The sequence below is a fragment of the Streptomyces sparsogenes genome (assembly GCF_001704635.1).
GTDB lineage: Bacteria > Actinomycetota > Actinomycetes > Streptomycetales > Streptomycetaceae > Streptomyces > Streptomyces sparsogenes.
On record NZ_MAXF01000016.1, the window covers coordinates 119,517 to 138,178 of the forward strand.

At 74.2% G+C, this 18,662-nt stretch carries 17 protein-coding genes and 1 riboswitch; of the genes, 4 read left to right on the forward strand and 13 right to left on the reverse strand.

Annotated features, from left to right (window positions below):
* Window positions 1–5: 5 nt before the first annotated feature.
* The 5 genes from BBH68_RS02665 to BBH68_RS02685 form a co-directional block, all read right to left on the reverse strand.
* Complete coding sequence (locus BBH68_RS02665) at window positions 6–947, reverse strand: ROK family glucokinase (protein ID WP_065958593.1); 942 nt, start codon at window positions 945–947, stop codon at window positions 6–8.
* Window positions 948–1,004: 57 nt separating this feature from the next.
* Window positions 1,005–1,493, reverse strand: a complete 489-nt coding sequence (locus tag BBH68_RS02670) for a DUF5304 domain-containing protein (protein WP_065958594.1) — start codon at window positions 1,491–1,493, stop codon at window positions 1,005–1,007.
* A 101-nt stretch (window positions 1,494–1,594) separates the two neighbouring features.
* Window positions 1,595–2,962, reverse strand: a complete 1,368-nt coding sequence (locus BBH68_RS02675) for an ArsA family ATPase (RefSeq protein ID WP_065958595.1) — start codon at window positions 2,960–2,962, stop codon at window positions 1,595–1,597.
* 131 nt (window positions 2,963–3,093) lie between these two features.
* A complete protein-coding gene (locus BBH68_RS02680) occupies window positions 3,094–3,537 on the reverse strand; it encodes an SRPBCC family protein (RefSeq protein WP_065958596.1) in 444 nt (147 codons plus the stop codon).
* Between the two features lie 92 nt (window positions 3,538–3,629).
* A complete protein-coding gene (locus BBH68_RS02685) occupies window positions 3,630–4,391 on the reverse strand; it encodes a metallophosphoesterase family protein (protein WP_076971044.1) in 762 nt (253 codons plus the stop codon).
* Window positions 4,392–4,643: 252 nt separating this feature from the next.
* Between BBH68_RS02685 and BBH68_RS02690 the strand changes: the two genes are divergently transcribed.
* The gene (locus BBH68_RS02690) at window positions 4,644–6,443 is read left to right on the forward strand and encodes an AMP-dependent synthetase/ligase (protein ID WP_065958598.1); all 1,800 of its coding nucleotides are present in this window, start codon (window positions 4,644–4,646) and stop codon (window positions 6,441–6,443) included.
* A gap of 68 nt (window positions 6,444–6,511) precedes the next feature.
* Here BBH68_RS02690 and BBH68_RS02695 read toward each other — a convergent pair whose 3' ends face one another.
* Both BBH68_RS02695 and BBH68_RS02700 read right to left on the reverse strand, forming a co-directional pair.
* Window positions 6,512–7,654, reverse strand: coding sequence for a glycosyltransferase family 4 protein (locus tag BBH68_RS02695; RefSeq protein ID WP_065958599.1), 1,143 nt, complete (start codon window positions 7,652–7,654; stop codon window positions 6,512–6,514).
* Between the two features lie 43 nt (window positions 7,655–7,697).
* Window positions 7,698–9,248 (reverse strand): MATE family efflux transporter, encoded by a 1,551-nt coding sequence (locus BBH68_RS02700; protein ID WP_065958600.1) that lies wholly within the window; start codon window positions 9,246–9,248, stop codon window positions 7,698–7,700.
* A gap of 112 nt (window positions 9,249–9,360) precedes the next feature.
* On the opposite strand from BBH68_RS02700, the gene BBH68_RS02705 reads away from it, so the two are divergent.
* A complete protein-coding gene (locus BBH68_RS02705) occupies window positions 9,361–9,939 on the forward strand; it encodes a PadR family transcriptional regulator (protein ID WP_065958601.1) in 579 nt (192 codons plus the stop codon).
* A 7-nt stretch (window positions 9,940–9,946) separates the two neighbouring features.
* Here BBH68_RS02705 and BBH68_RS02710 read toward each other — a convergent pair whose 3' ends face one another.
* The 5 genes from BBH68_RS02710 to BBH68_RS02730 all read right to left on the reverse strand — a co-directional run bounded on the left by BBH68_RS02710 (window position 9,947) and on the right by BBH68_RS02730 (window position 15,631).
* A complete protein-coding gene (locus tag BBH68_RS02710; RefSeq protein WP_245737860.1) occupies window positions 9,947–11,245 on the reverse strand; it encodes a hypothetical protein in 1,299 nt (432 codons plus the stop codon).
* A gap of 54 nt (window positions 11,246–11,299) precedes the next feature.
* On the reverse strand, window positions 11,300–12,388 hold the full coding sequence (locus BBH68_RS02715) for a C40 family peptidase (protein WP_079150752.1): 1,089 nt from the start codon (window positions 12,386–12,388) through the stop codon (window positions 11,300–11,302).
* Window positions 12,389–12,691: 303 nt separating this feature from the next.
* On the reverse strand, window positions 12,692–13,717 hold the full coding sequence (locus tag BBH68_RS02720; protein WP_065958603.1) for a C40 family peptidase: 1,026 nt from the start codon (window positions 13,715–13,717) through the stop codon (window positions 12,692–12,694).
* 288 nt (window positions 13,718–14,005) lie between these two features.
* The gene (locus tag BBH68_RS02725) at window positions 14,006–15,367 is read right to left on the reverse strand and encodes an NYN domain-containing protein (protein WP_065958604.1); all 1,362 of its coding nucleotides are present in this window, start codon (window positions 15,365–15,367) and stop codon (window positions 14,006–14,008) included.
* An 18-nt stretch (window positions 15,368–15,385) separates the two neighbouring features.
* Window positions 15,386–15,631, reverse strand: a complete 246-nt coding sequence (locus tag BBH68_RS02730; protein ID WP_065958605.1) for a hypothetical protein — start codon at window positions 15,629–15,631, stop codon at window positions 15,386–15,388.
* A 172-nt stretch (window positions 15,632–15,803) separates the two neighbouring features.
* Between BBH68_RS02730 and BBH68_RS02735 the strand changes: the two genes are divergently transcribed.
* Window positions 15,804–16,514 carry a rhomboid family intramembrane serine protease gene (locus BBH68_RS02735; protein WP_174588975.1) on the forward strand — a complete coding sequence of 237 codons (711 nt, stop codon included), beginning with the start codon at window positions 15,804–15,806 and terminating at the stop codon, window positions 16,512–16,514.
* Window positions 16,511–16,792: an Lrp/AsnC ligand binding domain-containing protein gene (locus BBH68_RS02740; protein WP_065958606.1), complete on the forward strand. Its 282-nt coding sequence runs from the start codon at window positions 16,511–16,513 to the stop codon at window positions 16,790–16,792. The genes BBH68_RS02735 and BBH68_RS02740 overlap by 4 nt, the downstream gene beginning before the upstream one ends.
* Before the next feature lie 60 nt (window positions 16,793–16,852).
* Here BBH68_RS02740 and BBH68_RS02745 read toward each other — a convergent pair whose 3' ends face one another.
* The gene (locus BBH68_RS02745) at window positions 16,853–18,274 is read right to left on the reverse strand and encodes an aminotransferase class V-fold PLP-dependent enzyme (RefSeq protein WP_065958607.1); all 1,422 of its coding nucleotides are present in this window, start codon (window positions 18,272–18,274) and stop codon (window positions 16,853–16,855) included.
* Window positions 18,275–18,481: 207 nt separating this feature from the next.
* A riboswitch (SAM riboswitch) is annotated at window positions 18,482–18,599 on the reverse strand.
* Window positions 18,600–18,662: the final 63 nt, after the last annotated feature.

Below are 18,662 nucleotides of genomic sequence, written 5' to 3' on the forward strand. Positions count from 1 at the left end.
CCCGGTCAGCCCTGGCGGGCCAGGTCGGCGGCGCCGACGAGCCCGGCCTTGCCGCCGAGCTGGGCGGCGAGCACCTGGGCGTGCGGACGCCACTGATTGCCGACCAGCCAGCGGCGGAAGGACTTGCGGATCGGGTCGAGGACCAGGTCGCCCTCGTCGGACACGCCGCCGCCGACGATGAACGCCGAGGGGTCGAAGAGCGAGGCGAGGTCGGCCAGGCCGGCGCCGGCCCAGCGGGCCAGCTCGCGGAAGGAGTCGATGGCGACCGGGTCGCCCTGGCGGGCGGCGTCGCTGATGTGCTTGCCCTGGATGCCCTCGGGGGTGCCGTCGCCGAGGCCGAGGAGCACCTGGGCGTTCTCCGGGGTGGCGTTGGCGCGCTGCTTGGCGTAGCGGACCAGGGCGCGGCCGGAGGCGTACTGCTCCCAGCAGCCCTGGCTGCCGCAGCCGCACAGCAGCCCGTCCGGGACGACGCGGATGTGGCCGAACTCGGCCGCGACGCCGAACCGGCCGCGGTGCAGCTTGCCGCCGATGATGATGCCGCCGCCGAGGCCGGTGCCGAGTGTGATGCACACGACGTCGTCATGGCCCTGGCCGGCGCCGAAGCGGTACTCGCCCCACGCGGCCGCGTTGGCGTCGTTCTCGACGACGACGGGCAGGCCCACGCGCTGCTCGACCTTGTCCTTGAGCGCCTCGTGACGCCAGTTGATGTTGGGCGCGAAGAGGACCGTGGCGCGCTTGTCGTCCACGTATCCGGCCGCGCCGATGCCGACGGCCTCGATGTCATGGCCGGTGCTGACCGTGCGCACCGCGTCCGCGATGGCGTCGACGACCCCCTCGGGAGTGCGCGGGGTCGGCACCTTGCACGTCTCGAGAATCGAGCCCTCTTCGTCGACCACGCCAGCTGCGATCTTCGTGCCGCCGATGTCGACGCCGATGGTGAGTCCCATGTGTCCCTCAGTTATGTGGTCGAACCCCGCCGAGCACAACGGTACCGGAGATGGGGCTCAGTCGAGGTCGATGTGTTCACTACTCGAAGACTCGCCGCCCTTGTCCGGGCCGTCCTCGTGCGTGCCGTCGGCGCCCTCGGCGCCCCGCGTCCAGCGCTGCTCCTGGCCCAGAACTGCCGCCCGGTAGGCGGCGAGAAGCTCGCTGCCCGCGGTGGCGAGATGGTCGAAGACCTCGGGGTTCCGCTCGATGACCGGCTCGACGGCCGACTTCGCCTGTGCGATCAAGTGTTGTACGGCGCCGTGCACGGCCGTCCCGGCCAGCGGTCCCTGGGGCCCGGCGAACCGGTCGGCGATGGCCTCGGCCAGCTTGCGCAGTTCCTCGGCGGCGCTGCCCGGCTGCTCCTGGCCGCCCTCCTGGGACCGGCGGCGGGCGCGCTCCGCGGCGAGGTCCTCGGCGCAGGCCCGCTCCCAGGCGTCGGGGTCGATGTCGGTGACCGGGACCTCGTCGACCGGGGGTTCGGCGGGGCGCTCGGTGGCGTCGCTCATGGCGGGCTCCTGCGGCGGGGTGACTGGCCGCCCGGGGGCGTTCATCCGGGCTTACTCCCGACGTTACCGGAACGCCGAGGCGAGAAAAGGGGCTGGAGGCGTCACAGGCCCCTGGGCCACAGTTCGGGGTCCGGGGCGAAGCGGACGTGGAGGCTGCCGTCGCGCAGCCCGGCGCCGGAGACGGTGCAGCGGCGCAGGGCGGACGGCAGCGGCAGGACGCGGTGGAACGGGCCGACGGTGATGATGAGTTCGTCGCCGCGGCGTACCAGGCCGAGGGTGTCCCGGTCGGCGCCGGGCAGCGGCAGCCGCCACACCAGCACCCCTTCGTCGGCGAGCCGGTCCTCGACCGTCCACGGCTCGGCGGCCGGGCGGTCCGGGCGCGGCCCGGGGGCGCCGGCCGGGCCGGCGAGGGCGGCGAGCCCGGTGGCGGGGCCGCCGCCGTGGGCCGCGCCGCCCGCCTCGGCCGGGCCCCCCGTTTCGCCGGGGCCGACCGCCCCGCCCAGGCCCTCCGCCTCGCCCGGGTCGCCCGCCTCGATCGGGTCGCGGCCCAGGTGCGGCAGCTCGCGCACCGGGACCTCGGGGGCCCACTCGCCGTGCAGCTCCTTGAGCGCGGCCTGCTGCCGGCCGGACAGCGCCGCGAGCCAGGGGTCGGCGGCGCCGGTGGGCAGCAGCCGGTTGGCGACCACGGCCTCCACCCGGCAGCCGTACAGCGCGAGTCCGGCGCGGGCGGTGCGCAGCGCCCGGTCGGCGAGCGGCCCGGGCTCCACCACCAGCCGTACGGTGGTGGCCTCGGACTCGATCAGGGCCTGGACGGCGGCCAGCTCCCGCTCCCAGCGCTCGGCCGTCTCGTACAGCTTCTGCGCGGGCATCGGCACCCCGGCGAGCTGCGCGAGCATCGGCCGCAGGGCGCGCGCCGCCTGCCGCTCGGCGGGCAGCAGCCGCCGCAGATAGCGGCGCAGCTGTTCGGGCAGGGCGAGGACGGCGACGGTGTCCGGGGCGGGCGGCATGTCGACGACCAGGACGTCCCAGCCGGCCGGGACGTCCCAGCCGGCCACGGCGGGGCCCGCGTCATGGGCGGCGCGCAGCGCGCGCAGCAGCGCGAAGGCCTCCGTGCCGGGCAGGCCGGTCAGCTCCTCGGGGTCCAGCGGGGCGGCGCCGAGCATGTCCAGCGCGCCATGGCCGCGCTCCTGGAGGACGGTCAGCTCGCCACGGAACCAGTCGTCGGCGGCGACGCGCGCGGCCCACAGCCCGGGAGCCGCCTCGACCGGCGGGGACCACGGCAGCCGCCGGGCGGCCGGCGCGGCGGCGGGCCGGGGCGCGGGGATGCCCAGCAGCGCCTCGGGGGTGCCGTCGCGGTCGGCGGTGAGCAGCAGGGCGCGCCGCCCCTCGCGGGCCGCGGCGAGCGCGGTCGCGGCGGCGACGGTGGTGCGGCCCGCGCCGCCGGTACCGGTGACGAGGACCGTACGCATGTGAAGGAGCCTCCGGGCAGGGTGGGGCGTGTCTTCCCGACGGTAGCGGGATCGGCGGCGCTCGCGGTCGCGCCCGCGCCGAGGGGTGGGTGGCCGGGGGCCTCGGGCCCGGTCGGGCCCGTTCGATACGGCTAGGCGGCGCTCTCCACGCGCTTCTTCAGGCCGGCCAGGGCGCGGTCGATGATGACCTTCTCGGCCTTGCGCTTGATCATGCCGAGCATCGGGATCTTGACGTCGACGGTGAGCTGGTAGGTGACCTCGGTGCGCTTGCCGCCGTCGAGGGGGGCCAGCCGGTACGAGCCGTCGAGGGAGCGGAGCATCTGGGACTTCACCAGGGACCAGCTGACCTGGTTGTCCCCTGTCCAGGTGTACGCCAGGGTGTAGTCGTCCTTGATCGCCCCGGCGTCGAGCAGCATCCGCACCTTCTCGGCGCGCCCCTGGTCGTCCTTGGTGAGGACGTCGGCCTCCTTCACCTCTCCGGACCATTCCGGGTAGCGGTCGAAGTCGGCGATCACCTCCATCACGTCGGCCGGTGCCGCCTCGATCGTGATGCTCGAGCTGGTGTGTTCCGCCATCGCCGTGGTCCTTCGGTATTGGTCGGTGTTGATCCGCGTTGTTTCGCCGCTCTCTGCCGCTGAAGGCTACCGCGCGCGACTCACCGCTCGACTCACCACTCCAGGGTCCAGGGGGTCCCGGTCGAGGCGAAGTGTCCGACGTTGACGCACTCGGTGGCGCCGATGCGCATCCGGCGGGCGAGTGGCTGGTGGACATGGCCGAAGAGGGCGTACTTGGGCCGGGTGGCGCGGATGGCGTCGAGGAGGGCGGCGCTGCCCCGCTCGAAGCGGCGGGCGACGGTGTCGTAGCACAGCTCGGGGGTGTCGGGCGGTATGTGGGTGCACAACACGTCGACCTCGCCGAGCGCCGCGATCTTCGCGGCGTAGACCTCGTCGTCGATCTCGTACGGCGTGCGCATCGGGGTGCGCAGCCCGCCGCCGACGAAGCCGAAGACCAGGCCGCCGATCTCGGCCCGCCCGCCGTCCAGGACGGTGGTGCCGGGGCGGGCGTACTCGGGCCACAGCCTCGGGATGTCGACATTGCCGTAGGTGGCGTAGGTGGGGGTGGGGAAGGCCGCGAAGAGTTCGGCGTACTGGCGGCGTACCGCGGACTCGATGGCGGCCTCGCGGTCCATCCCGTCCCACAGCCGGTTGCCGAACTCGCGGGCCTCCTGGAACCGGCGGGCGGTGCGCAGCTCGACGATGCGGTGGGCGTTCTCGACGCCGAACAGGTCGGGGAAGATGCCGCGGGAGTGGTCGGCGTAGTCCAGGAAGAGGACCAGGTCGCCGAGGCAGATCAGGGCGTCCGCCCCGTCGCCCGCCGTCCTGAGGTCCCGGCTGTTGCCGTGCACGTCGCTGACCACGTGAACTCGCATGGCGGTCAGCCTAGACCCGGCCCGCCCGCCCGTCCGGCACGGCCCCCGCACCACCCCGCCGCCACCTGCGGTTACTTCCGGGTCCCGGGCGGGGTCGACTAGTCTGCGGCCAGTACGAGAGCGGTGTGTGACGCAGCGAACATCTGGGAGCGCCCCCTATCCCAGACGGCATACCCATCGGTAACGTCCGGGCAGTCCATCACCCCCCATTGCCCGTGTAGCGGCGCCGGCGCCCGACGAGGAGCAGCAGTCTTGCGCGAGTTCAGCCTTCCGGCCCTGTACGAGGTTCCGGCCGACGGGAATCTGACCGACCTCATCCGGCGCAACGCCACCCACCACCCCGAGGTCGCGGTGGTCGGCCGGAAGGTCGACGGTCAGTGGCGGGACGTGACCGCCGTCGAGTTCCTCGCGGAGGTGCGGGCCGCGGCGAAGGGGCTGATCGCGGCCGGGGTGGAGCCGGGCGACCGGGTGGGGCTGATGTCCCGCACCCGCTACGAGTGGACGCTGCTGGACTTCGCCATCTGGAGCGCGGGCGCGGTGACGGTGCCGGTCTACGAGACCAGCTCCCCCGAGCAGACGCAGTGGATCCTCGGCGACTCGGGCGCGGTGGCCGCCGTGGTGGAGACCGCCGCGCACGAGGCCGCCGTCGAGTCCGTACGGGACACCCTGCCGGCGCTCGCGAACCTCTGGCGGATCGAGGGCGGCGGGGCGGTGGAGACCCTGCGGAAGCTGGGCGCGGACATCGCGGACGAGGTGGTGGACGAGCGCAGCGCCATCGCGAACGCCGACTCCCCCGCCACCATCGTCTACACCTCGGGCACCACCGGGCGCCCCAAGGGCTGTGTGCTCACCCACCGCAGCTTCTTCGCGGAGTGCGGCAACGTGGTGGCGCGCCTGAAGCCGATGTTCGTGACCGGCGAGTCGTCGGTGCTGCTGTTCCTGCCCGAGGCGCACGTCCTCGGGCGGCTGGTGGAGATCGCGGCGGCGCTGGCGCCGATCAAGCTGGGTCATGTGCCGGACATCAAGACGCTCACCGATGAACTCGCCTCGTTCCGGCCGACGTTGGTGCTGGGCGTGCCGCGCGTCTTCGAGAAGGTGTACAACTCGGCGCGGGCCAGGGCGCAGGCCGACGGCAAGGGCAAGATCTTCGACAGGGCGGCCGAGACCGCCATCGCCTACAGCAAGGCGCTGGACACCCCCGGCGGTCCGTCCTTCGGCCTCAGGATCAGGCACCGGATCTTCGACCGGCTGGTCTACGGCAAGCTGCGGGCCGCGCTGGGCGGCCGGGCCACCCACGCGATCTCCGGCGGCGCCCCGCTGGGCGCCCGGCTGGGCCACTTCTACCGGGGCATCGGCTTCACGGTGCTGGAGGGCTACGGGCTGACGGAGTCCTGCGCGGCGACCACCTTCAACCCGTGGGACCGGCAGAAGATCGGCTCGGTGGGCCAGCCGATGCCGGGCACGGTGGTGCGTATCGCGGACGACGGCGAGGTGCTGCTGCACGGCGACCACCTGTTCACCGAGTACTGGAACAACAAGGCGGCGACGGCGGAGGCGCTGTCCGACGGCTGGTTCCACACCGGTGACGTGGGCACGCTCGACGAGGACGGCTATCTCACCATCACCGGCCGCAAGAAGGAGATCATCATCACCGCGGGCGGGAAGAACGTGGCCCCGGCGGTGATCGAGGACCGGATCCGGGCGCACGCCCTGGTGGCCGAGTGCATGGTGGTCGGCGACGGCCGCCCCTTCGTCGGCGCGCTGGTCACCGTCGACGAGGAGTTCCTGCCCCGCTGGCTGGCCGAGCGCGGCAAGCCGGCCGGGGCCACGGTGGCGGAGCTGCGGGAGGACCCCGATCTGCTGGCCGAGATCCAGCGGGCGGTGGACGACGGGAACGCGGCGGTCTCCAAGGCGGAGTCGGTGCGCAAGTTCCGCATCCTCACCACGCAGTTCACCGAGGACGGCGGGCATGTCACGCCGTCGCTGAAGCTCAAGCGGAACGTGGTGGCCAAGGACTTCGCGGCCGAGATCGAGGCCCTCTACCAGGGCTGACGGCCCCGTCCCCGGCCGGCCTCGTCCCTGGGGCCCCCGGCCGGCCGCGCCCCGGGGTCACTCACCGGTCAGAGCAGGCCCTCCAGGCGTTCGGCGAGCAGGTCCCAGCGCCAGCGCTCCTCCACCCAGGCGCGCCCCCGCTCCCCCATCCGCCGCCGCAGCTCCGGGTCCTGGAGCAGTGCCACGATCCGCTCGGCCGCCTGGCCGGCGGAGCCGCCGCGCACCACCCAGCCCGTCTCGCCGTCGAGGACCGCGTCCGGCGCGCCACCGGAGTCGCCCGCCACGACGGGCAGACCGGTCGCGGACGCCTCCAGATAGACGATGCCGAGCCCTTCCACGTCCAGCCCGCCACGGCGGGTGCGGCACGGCATGGCGAACACGTCCCCCGCGCCGTAGTGGGCGGGCAGTTCCTCCCAGGGGACCGCGCCGGTGAAGCGCACGGAGCCGGCGACCCCGGTGGTCTCGGCCAGCCGGTGCAGCTCCTTGGCGTACGGGCCGCCGCCGACGATCAGCAGGACGGCGTCCGGGACCTCGGCGAGGATCCGCGGCATGGCCTCGATGAGGGTGTCCTGTCCCTTGCGCGGCACCAGCCGGGACACACAGACGACGACGGGACGGTCGGCGAGCCCGAGCCGGACGCGGATCTCCTGGCCGCCGGAGTCGGGGTGGAAGGTCTTCTCGTCCACGCCGGGCGGCAGTTGGACCATGCGGGCCGCTGCCTCCGGCCCCACCGCGGCCGCGATCCGCGAGCGGGTGTACTCGCCGAGGTAGGTCAGGGTGTCGGTGGACTCGCCGATGCGGCGCAGCAGCCCCCGGGAGGCGGGCAGCTGGGCCCAGGCCGCCTCGTGCCCGTGGGTGGTCGCCACCAGCCGCCGGGCGCCGGCCCTGCGCAGCGCGGGGGCCATCAGCCCGAGCGGCGCGGCGGCCCCGAACCACACCGAGGCGCAGCCGTGGGCGCGCAGCAGCTCGGTGGCCCGCCGGGTCACCCGCGGGGTGGGCAGCAGCATGGTGGTGCGGTCCCGTACGACCCGGAACGGCTGCTCGGCGTCGAACCGGGCGGTGGCCTCGGCGCCCTCGCGGCCGTGCTTCCAGGTGGAGGCGTAGACGACGACCTGCCCCGGGTCCAGGCGCAGCGCCATGTTGTGCAGGAACGCCTGGATGCCGCCGGGCCGGGGCGGGAAGTCGTTGGTGACGATCAGGGTCTTGTCCATCCCCGCCGACAGTACCGGGTGGGGGCGGTCGGTACGGGTCCGATCAGGACGCGCCGACTCGGTCCGGCGCCCGCTCGGCGGCCGCCGGGGGCGGGGCGAAGCGGCGGGACAGGGCCAGCACGGCCAGGCACTGGAGGGCGGCGGCCAGCGCCATGGCCGCGCACACCCCGGGCAGTCCGAAGCCGGCGAGGCCGTGGGCCAGGGGCAGCTGGACGGCCGTGCCGGCGAGGGTGACGCGCAGCATCAGCGGGCTGCCCCCGGCCCCCTCGAAGACCCCGCCGACGGCGATGAAGCAGCCCAGGAGGGCCAGATACGGGCCCAGGCAGCGCAGGAACGCGGTGCCGGCCTCGGCGACGTCCGGCCGGGCGCCGAAGGCCCGCATCACCCACGGCGCGGCGGCCAGCAGCGCGAGGGCGGCCAGCACGCCGAGCGCGGCGCCGAGCAGCGCGGCCTGGCGGGCGATGGCGGCGCGCCCGTCGCGGCCGGCGCCGAGGGTGTGGGCGGTGTGGATGGCGGCGGCCTGCCGCACGGCATAGAAGGACATGGTGGCCACGTACATGGCCTTGGTGGCGATGGCGTACGCGGCGACGGAGGGCACCCCGATCCGCGCCACGACGGCGACCAGCAGCAGGGAGCCGGCCATCCGGGCCGTGAAGTCGGCGGCCATCGGCAGGCCGGTGGCGGCGGTGGCGCGCAGGGCGCTCCAGGTGCGCCCGGCGGGGCGGGCGGTGGCGGCCTGGCGCAGCAGGGGGTTGCGGCCTGGGGTGCGGTAGGGATCGGGAGAAGGAGCGGCGTCCGGCGCGGTCGATCGCAAGGCGCCGGAAGGTCCTCGTAGCGGAGCTACTAGGGCGTTTCGGCAACGCCGCGAGCGGCTGTGCCGGGCGTCGCGACGCCGATCCCTACCGCACCCCAGGCCGCTGCGACGCAGCGCCACCAGGCCGGCCGCGAGGGCGGCCGAGCGGCCGGCGACGGTGGCCCAGGCGGCGCCGTGGACGCCGAGCGTGGGCAGCCCGCACAGGCCGAAGATCAGCAGCGGGTCGAGGACGAGGATCAGCGCGTTGCCGAGGAAGGCGAGGCGCATGGGGGTGCGGGTGTCCCCGGCTCCCTTGAGGATGCCGTCGAGGAGGTTCTGCGCGAAGAAGACGGCGAGGCCGGGCAGGGAGATCGCGAAGTAGCCGGCGGCCAGCCGCTGGGCCGGCCCGTCGCCGCCGCCGAGCACCAGGGAGGCCAGGGGCTCGCGCAGCGCCCAGCCGCCCACCGCGACGGCCGGGGTGAGCAGCGCGCACAGCGCCCACCCGCCGCGCACGGCGGTGCGCAGGGCCACCGGGTCGCGGGCGCCCCGGGCGCGGGCCACGAGCACGGTGGTGCCGCTGCCGGCCATGAGGATCAGGCCCAGGGCGAGGTTCTCGACGTTGGTGGCCACGGCCACGGCGGCGACGGCCGGGCCGCCGAGGCGGGCCACCCACACCATGTTGACGATTCCGGCGACCACACCGGCCAGCAGTTCGCCATAGACCGGATACGCCAGCCTCACCAGCCGGCCCCGGTGCGCCTTGCCCTGGTGCTCCCCGACCCGTCGCTGCTCGGACGACATCGCTTCTCTCCCCCGCGACAAACGAATACCTCGATTAGAGGTACCACGATGAGAGGTATCATGATGCGGGCGAGCGGACAAGGGAAACGCAAGGGGAAGGGCGTCGCCGAAGGTGCTGGAGCTGTCGATCCTCGGTTTCCTGTACGACCAGCCGCTCCACGGCTACGAGTTGAAGGAGCGCATCAAGGCCCTGAGCGGCCATGTACGCCCGGTCAGCGACGGCGCGCTCTACCCGGCGATCACCCGGCTGACGAAGGCCGGCCTGCTGGAGCAGCGCACCGAGCCGGGCGCGGGCGCCGCCCCGCGCCGGGTGCTGTCCCTCACCGACGCGGGCCGCGCCGAACTGCTGTCCCGGCTGCGCGCGCCCAAGGACGTGGAGATCACCGACGGCCAGCGCTTCTTCACGCTGCTCGCCTTCCTCCGCCATCTGCCCGACCCGGCCGAGCAGGCGGCCGTGCTGCGCCGCCGCCAGGCGTTCCTGGACGCCCCGTCGAGCTTCTTCTACGAGGGCGGGGAGCCGGTCCGCGCCGAGGGGGCCGGGGACGTCTTCCGCGAGGGCATGCTCCGGATCGCCCGGGCGACCACCGCCGAGGAGAGGCGGTGGCTCGCGGACGCCCTGTCCCGACTGGAGGTCCCGCCCCGGCCGGAGGTCCCGCCCCGGCCGGAGGGGCAGGGGCCCGAGGTGGCCTGAGGGAGGCTCAGCGGGCCGGGCGGGCCACGCCGAACTGGGCGGCCACGTACGCGCGCCACAGGTCGGTGAACTCGCCCAGGCCCACGCCCAGCACCTCGCGCAGCGCGGACTCCACCGCCCCCTCGCGGCGCGGGCTCTCGCCCACCGCCCGGTAGAACGCGACGAGTTTCCGCTCCCCCCACTTCTGCGCGATCATGCGGCAGGCCAGCCAGCCCTCCTCGTACGCCTGGGACAGGCGCTCGGCCTTGCCGCCGAAGCTGAAGGCGCCGTCCGCCGGGAGCGCGTCCGGCAGCCGGCCGGCCGCGACGGCCTGGGCGAGTTCGGGGGCCACCTCGTGGGGGCCGCGGCCGGCGCCCAGGTAGCCCGCCCAGTCGGCGAAGCCCTCGGAGAGCCACAGCGGGGTGGCGGCCGTGGTGGCGGCGCGGGTGGCCACATGGGCCGTCTCATGGGTGATGACCACGCGCCGGCCGAAGTCGCCGAGGATCCGGTACGCCTCGGGGTTGACGATGACCCGGTCGGCGGCCGCGTCCCGGCCGCCGCCCACCTCGCCCGTGGTGACGGCCGCGATGCCGCGGTAGCCGCTCGCGGAGGAGCCCAGCAGGGCGGCCATCCGGTCCAGGGAGGCGGGGACCTCCACCACGACCCGCCCGGCCCAGGAGTGCGGCCACACCTTCCGCAGCACGCCCACCCCCCGGTCCGCGGCGGCCGCCACCTCGCGCAGCCGCCGCCGGTCCTGGCCAACGCCGAGGACCAGGCTGTGCTCGCCGCGCACGGCGCTCACCGCGCCCTGGTCCCACAGCTCCACGGAGGTCCGCCGGCCGTCGTCCTCGCCGTCGTCGGAGGCCACGTACCAGCGCCCGTTCCGCTGGGCCAGGGTCAGATACTCCTCGGCGACCACGGGCGCGGTGTCGTATCCGGAGATCCGGTAGCGCAGTTCGACCCGGGCGGCGAGGCGGCGGCCCTGGCCGAGGGAGGGGGTGAAGCCGCCGGTGTCCACCAGGCGGTAGGTCCAGGAGCGCAGCGGTACGGCGGCCAGGTTCGCGAACATCCGCCGCTGCTCGGCCAGATAGCGGGCCGAGCTCCGGTCGACGGTGGCCAGGAAGGCGTCGGCGTCCCGCTCCCGGACCGCCGCGGCCCGCCGGTCGAGCAGCCGCTGCACGGCCTGCCCGTCGCGCCCCGCGGCGTCGTCGGGGGGCGGGGCGGCGCCGCAGCCGGTGAGCGCGGTGGCCGGCAGGGCGCAGAGCGCGGCCAGGCACAGCGCCGCCGCCCGTCTGGTCGCCCACCGCCGTCGGCCCGCCCGCCGCATACCCGCCACGCCGTAGATCGTACGAGGCCGACGGGCCGGATTCAGGCGCGCGTATCAGACACGTGTGATGGCGGAAATCGGCATCATGCCGACCGGGTCGTACCGCACCCGCGCCCCCGGGTAGGGCGCGTGGATGACCCGCCCGTCGCCCGCGTACATCCCGACGTGGCCCGCGTCGGAGCGGTAGACCACCAGGTCGCCCGGGCGGATGTGGCCGAGCGTCACCTGCTGCCCGGCGGAGGCCTGCTGCTGCGAGGTGCGCGGGATCGCCACCCCGGCCCGCCCGTACGCCCATTGGGTCAGCCCCGAGCAGTCGAACGCCGCGGGCCCGGCCTGCCCCCAGGCGTAGGGCCGGCCCACCGCCCCGCGCGCGGCCTCGAGGGCGGCGGCGGCGCGTGGCGAGGACGGCGGCAGATCGGGCGCGCCGGACGGCTGGAGGGCCGCCGGGGAGCCGTGCAGATAGGCCGTGCGCTCGCCGGGTGACAGGGCGTTGAGCAGTCGGCGCGCGGTGGCCAGCTTGTGCCGCACCGCCCGCTTGTGGCGGATGACCGCCTTGCGGCTGTGCTCCAGCCGCGCCAGCCGGGCGGCCGCCTCGGCGCGCTGCTGGCGCAGCGTGCGCTGGGCGGCCTGGAAGACCCGCAGCTGCCCGGCCTGCCGCTCGCCGATCCGCTCCAGGGTGGCGGCCTTGGTCAGGTAGTGGGCGGGGTCCTCGGAGAGGATCAGGGCGAGGCCGGGGGCGACGCCGCCGGAGCGGTACTGCCCGCCGGCGAGGGCGGCGAGCGCCAACCGCATCCGGTTGAGCCGCTCCTGGCCGCGGGCGACGCGGTCCTGGAGCCGGTCGACCTGGCGGCGCAGCCCCTCGGTGTGCGCCTCGGCCGCGTTGTACCGCTCGGTGGCCCGCTCGGCCTGCGCGTAGAGCCGCTGGACGGCGCCGGGGGTGGCGCCCTGGGCCGTGGGGTCCTGGGCGGGGTCGCGCGGCTCGGCGCCGGCCGGGACCGCCGACAGCACGGCCGCCTGGGCCACGGCGGCCGAGGCGGCGGTCAGGGCGGTCACCCGGCCCAGGAGGGCGGCCCGGCCGGAGCCGGAACGCACCGGGCCGGGCTGGGGGTTTCCGGGCTGAGAGGGACGGCGAGAGGACGCCATGGGGAAGCCGCACTCCCTTCCGCTGTGTCGGGAAGTCCGCTGAGTCGCGAAGTCCGTTGTGTCGGAATGCCTGTTGCGTCGCAATGTCTGGTGTGTGGGGATGTCCGGTGTCTGGGGATGTTCGTCGCGTCGCAACGAACTGCGCGCAGACAGTAACCGGACGATCACGCACGGTCCAATGGCCGTACCGGGCAGACAATGTGACGCCCCGCCGGAGACGCAGGTCACCGGCGGGGCGGACGCTCAGCGGGAGTGGTCGGCTTCCCCCTAATTCCCCCGAACGGACGGTCCGGGGACGGGTCGTCAGACCCGGACGCCGAACATGAACGGCATGTTGTCCATCGACTCGTAGCGCACATTGGCCCCCGGCTTGGGAGCGTGGAGGACCTGGCCGTTGCCCGCGTACAGGCCTATGTGGTGCAGGTCGCCGTAGAAGAGGACCAGGTCGCCCGGCTTGAGTTCGCCGCGGCTGATGCGGGTGCCGGCGTTGGCCTGGTCCTGGGAGATGCGCGGCAGCGAGACGCCGGCCTGGGCGTAGGCCCAGCCGGTGAGCCCGGAGCAGTCGAAGGAGGAGGGCCCGGTCGCGCCCCACACGTACGGCGAGCCTATCTTCGTCTTGGCGGCGGCCAGCGCGGCGGCGGCGAAGTTGGAGTTGGGGGCCTCGTTGCCCAGGTCCACCCGCTCGGTGGAGCGGTTGGCCCGCTCCTTCTCCTTGGCCGCGATCCGGGCCCGCTCCTGGGCGGAGAGGGTGTTCAGGAGCTGCTGGGCCTTGGAGAGCTTGCCCTGGATCTCCTTCTTCTTCTGACCCAGCGCCTTGCGGGTGTCCTCGAGGTCCTGCAGCTTGGTGGCCGCCTCTTCGCGCTGCTGCTTGAGCGTGCGCTGCTTGTCGGCGATCTTGCGCAGCGACTCGGCCTGCTTGCTGCTCAGCTGGTTGAGCGTGGAGGCCTTGTCGAGGTAGCTGTCCGGGTCGGAGGAGAGCAGCAGCTGCACGGAGGGGTCGATGCCCCCGGAGCGGTACTGGGCGGTGGCCATCGAACCCAGGCCGTTGCGGAGCTTGTTCAGCTCCTCCTGACCGCGCGCCACCTTGTCCTGGAGCTCGCCGACCTGCTTCTCCAGCTTCTCCTTCTTCTCCTTGGCGCCGTTGTACTTCTCGGTCGCCTGCTCCGCCTGCTCGTAGAGCTTGTCGACCTGCTCCTTGACGTCCTTCTTGTCCGCCTTGGGCGCGGCCTGCGCGGCCTGGGACGAGAGGGCGACAGCCGCGGCGGCCGTCGCGGTGAAGACGGTTACCCGAGTGCGGCTCGGCTGCTTGGGTCGACGGTGGGACGCCACGAAGGCGAGCTCCTTCTTCCTCCAGCCGCCTACCGGGTGGGGGCAAACCCCGGCTCCGCGGAACGCAGGGCACGCGGACTCGGCGGTACCCCCGCTGCCATCCCGGATGGATGATCAACCGCGCGGAGGTTCGAGCTGACCTTAGTGACCTCGTCGTGATCCGTTCAAATCCCACAGACGAAAAAGTCGGTCTTCGGGCGCATCTTTTACAAACAACACACATACGGTAACGGTCGATTGACGCTCCGCAGACGTCAAACGCCCCTCGGCCCACCTCTCGGCGGCAGCTCAGGTGCGCGCGAGTCGCTTGAGCAACAGCGCGGAGGAGACCGGCCGTGCCCCCGCCTTGGCCACCCCGTCGGCCACCTCGCGGTCCGTCGAGACCACGACCACCGGCCGGCCCGGCGGTTCGGCCCGCACCAGCTGTCTGATCAGCTCGTCCGCGGTCACCCCCGGCTTGCTGAACAGCACCCGCACCCCGCGCGGCGGCGCCAGCAGCACCGGCGCGGCCAGCTCCGCCCCGTCGAACACGCAGGTCATCTCCGCGCCCGTCTGGGCCGCCAGCACCGCGAGCCCGCCCAGCAGCCGCAGCCGCTGCTTCTCCAGCGGCATGGTCGGATAGCCGGTCTTGGTGACGTTGTAGCCGTCCACGACCAGATGGGCCTGGGGCAGCGCCAGAAGCTGGTCCAGCAGCGCGGGGTCCATCTCGGACAGCGCCCTGGTCGCTATGTCCTTCGGCGTCATCTTGCCCGGCTCCACCGCGTCCACCGCGTCCGCCGGGCGCATCGACGCGGGCGGCAGCGCCAGTTCGCGGCGCAGCCCCTGCGCCGCGTCCAACACCGTGTCCAGCAACAGCCGCACCCGCATGTCCTCGACGCTGCGCCCCTCGCGCGCGGCCCGCCGGCTGGCCTCCAGCGCCGACTCCGTCTCCGCGAGCCGGGCCCGCAGCCGCCGCGCCTCGCCCTCCGCCGTGGCCTGCCGCACCGCGGCCGCGGACCGCACGGAGTCCAGCTCGGAGGTGGCCTTGCGCAGCGCCGCCTCGCCCCGCTTGACGTCGCTGAGCGCGCTGCGCAGCTTCCGCTGCAGGGTGTCCGCCTCCTTGCGGGCCGCCTCCAGCTCGGCGCGGGACCGCTCGGCGTCCGCGCGCGCCGCGGCCCGGGCCTCGGCGAGCTCTTCCCGCAGCCGCCGCAGCTCCCGCTCCGCCTCCTCGCCGGCCCGCTCCGCGGAGGCCCGCTGCGCCTCCTCGCCCGCGGCCTCGACCAGCTTGACCCAGCCGGCCGGGCGCAGCACATAGGCCAGCGCCGCCACGTCCACCGGATCGGCGGCGGCCGGCGGCGAGCCGCTCTCGATGGCCTCGGCCAGCTCCGTCTGGGTCTCCCGCAGCCGCCCCGCGATCCGCTGCCGGAAGACCGGGTCGGACTCCACCGCGGCGGCCATCGCGTTGCCGGCGAACTTCGCCCGGCGGGTCGGGGTGAAGCGCGCGTACTGCCGCAGCTGGGCCGGCAGCTCGGTGACCGTCAGCCCGCCGAAGGCGTCCGCGACGAGGGCGACCACCCGGCGCCTGACCCCCTCCGGCAGGGGGCGGTCGAGCGCCTCGGCCACGCCTTCGGCGTCACTGGCCGACCCGGGGTCGCCCGTCCGCTCCACCACCTGTCACCGCTCCGTTTCTCAGCCGCTCGCGCTCGCGCCCGGACGGTCCACCAGCTCGATCTGGTCGACCGCGTTGCACCAGCGGCAGCGCACCGACTCAATGGTCTCACTGACCACCTCGCGCTCCTCGACCCTGGGCTCCCCGCCCAGCTCGAGATGGACGTAGTCGACGACCTTCATCGACCGCGTCACATCGAACCGGGTCAGATTGCCGCACAGGGTGCAGCGCCAGCGGGTCTCGGCTGTCGGCTGGGGCACGGCCATGGCGTCGTCGTCCTCGTCTTCATTCCACTCTTGCACTCGGTATGCACTCGCGTGCTGTCACCCTACGGCCTCGGCCCCGCCCGGCGCCGGGGGCAGGTGCGCTCCCCGCCACGCCCCCGGGCGGCGGCGAGGCGCTCTGGGCAGGTTGTGCCCGGTACGCCATGATCTGCCCATGATCGAGACGTCGGAGGGACCCCGCCGCCCCCTGATGACGTACGCCCTCATCGCCGCCTGCTGCCTCGTCTTCGCGGTGGGGCCGGCCTCCGGCCTCAATCCCGGCTACGGCACCGGCGGGGATCTGCTGCGCGCCCAGACCGGCTACTTCGAGCGCTGGGGAGTGGTGCCCAGCGCGCTGTGGAGCGGCGCGCCCGCCGAGCCGCTGACCCCGCTGACCGCGCTGTTCGTCCACGGCAACTGGCTGCACCTGCTGGGCAACATGCTGTTCCTGTACGTCTTCGGGGCGATGGCGGAGGAACGGATGGGGCGGCTCCAGTTCACCCTGTTCTACCTCGCCACCGGCTATCTGGCGCTGCTCGGCTACGCGGCGGCCCACGCCGACTCCACCCAGACCCTGGTCGGCGCCTCCGGGGCCATCTCCGGGGTCCTCGGCGCCTTTCTGTGGCTCTTCCCCCGGGCCCGGGTGACCAGCCTCTTCCCGTTTCTCTTCTTCCTGCCGCTCCGCTTCCCCGCCTGGGTGGTGCTGATCTTCTGGTTCGCGCTGCAGTGGCTGGCCGCCCACGGCGCCGACGACCGCCCCGGGGTCGCCTACCTCGCCCACCTGGTCGGGTTCAGCCTCGGGTTCCTCTACGCGTGGGTCCGCTTCGGACGGACGACTAGAGTGAACAGGGCAGCCAGGCCCAGCGAGGGAGAAAGCCAGCCGTGATCACTTCGATCGTCCTCATCAAGACCAGCGTGGACCAGATCCCGGAGATCGCCGAGAAGATCGCCGCGCTCGACGGCGTGAGCGAGGTCTACTCGGTCACCGGGGCGCACGACCTGATCGCGATGGTGCGGGTGGCCCGGCACGACGACCTCGCGGACGTCATCCCGGGCCGGATCAGCAAGGTGCCGGGCGTGGCCTCCACCGAGACCCACATCGCCTTCCGCACCTACTCCCAGCACGACCTGGAGGCCGCCTTCGCGATCGGCCTCGACGGCTAGGCCGGGCCCCGGGGCCGGCCTCGATCCCGGGCCGCGGGGCCGGCCTCCCGGGCCGCGGGGTCAGCCCCGGTCCGGGACGCAGCGCCCGTCCTCCGTGCGGTAGGTCCACTTCGCGCCGTCGCGGACCAGCTCCTTCACCGCGCCGATGAACCGCTCGACGTGCTCGTCGGGCGTGCCCGCGCCGAAGCTGACCCGGATCGCGTTCAGCGACCGCTCCCCCGGCGCGGCCTCCGGCGCCCCGCACTCGCCCTGGTCCCCGGGCTCCCCGCCCAGCAGGGTGCGCACCAGCGGATGCGCGCAGAACAGCCCGTCCCGCACCCCGATGCCGTACTCGGCGGAGAGCGCGGCGGCGAAGTGGGAGCTGTTCCAGCCCTCCACCACGAAGGAGATGACCCCCACCCTCGGGGCGTCCTCGCCGAACAGGGACAGCACCCGCACCTCGGGCACCTCCGTCAGGCCCTCGCGGACCCTCGCGATCAGCTCCCGCTCCCGCGCCACCAGGCCCTCGAACCCGGCCTCGGTCAGCGCCTTGCAGGCCGAGGCGATCGCGTACGCACCGATCACGTTCGGCGAGCCGGCCTCGTGCCGGGCCTCGGTGGTGTGCCACTCCACGTCCACCCCGCCGACCCCCTCCCGGACGCGCACGGCGACCTTGCGGCTGGCGCCGCCGCCCGCCAGATACGGCCGCGCCTCGCGCAGCCAGTCCGCGCGCCCCGCCAGCACCCCGGCCCCGAAGGGCGCGTACAGCTTGTGCCCGGAGAACGCGACCCAGTCGACGTCCGAGGCGGCGATGTCCACCGGGTGGTGGGGGGCGAGCTGCGCCGCGTCCAGCACGATGCGGGCCCCGTGCGCGTGGGCCACCTCGGTCAGCTCCCGCACCGGCCACAGCTCGCCGGTCACATTCGACGCGCCGGTCACACACACCAGCGCCGGTCCGGCCGACCCGCCCTCGGCCGGGCCCTCCGCCCGCCATGCGGACAGCGCCCGGTCCAGCGTCTCGACGGCCTCGCGCGGGGAGCGCGGCGCGCTCAGAAAGCCGACCTCGACACCCTCCCGCTGCTGCCACGGCAGCAGCGAGGCGTGGTGCTCGGTCTCGAACACGAACACCCGGGTGCCGTGCGGGAGGACGGCGGCGAGCAGGTTGAGCGAGTCGGTGGTGGAGCGGGTGAAGACCACCTGGTCGTCGGGGCGGCAGCCGAGGAAGGCGGCGACGTCCTTGCGGCTGTTCTCGAACAGGTCGGTGGACAGCTGCGAGAGGTAGCCGGCGCCCCGGTGGACGCTGCCGTAGTACGGGGCGTAGGCCGCGACGTCGTCCCAGACGCGCTGCAGGGCGGGGGCGCTGGCGGCGTAGTCCAGCGCGGCGTAGGTGACCTCGCCGCCGGTGACGAGCGGGACGAGGACGTCGCGGCCGAGGACGGGCAGCGGGGAGCGGGTGTCGGTGGCGGAGGCAGCGGTGGCGGAGGCAGCGGTGATCGCGGACATGGCGAAGTCTCCCGGGAGGACGAAGAGGTGAATGCGTCACGCGTGCGCGCGGCGACCGCCGCCGGTACGACACGCGGAAGGAAGCTCAACGCGCGGGGGTTGGTCGCACCGCGCCGGTTGAGGGGAAGAAGGGGCCGTCGGCCCTAGCGCATTCGCTGCATCACGGAAGAACTCCCTCGACAACCAGGACCCCTGGGTTTCGCGAGGGGTCCGCGCTTGCCGCAGACCTCGCTGCCTGCGGCCTGGTCATCACCCGGGGCACCCCGCCACGGACGGAGGGTTGCCGGACAGCGGGCCGGGGCCGAAGTCGCTGTCGCTCGTGACCTGCGCAGGAGTATGCCACGCCGCGCCCCGCGCACGGGACCCCTGTCCGCCATACGGACGATGC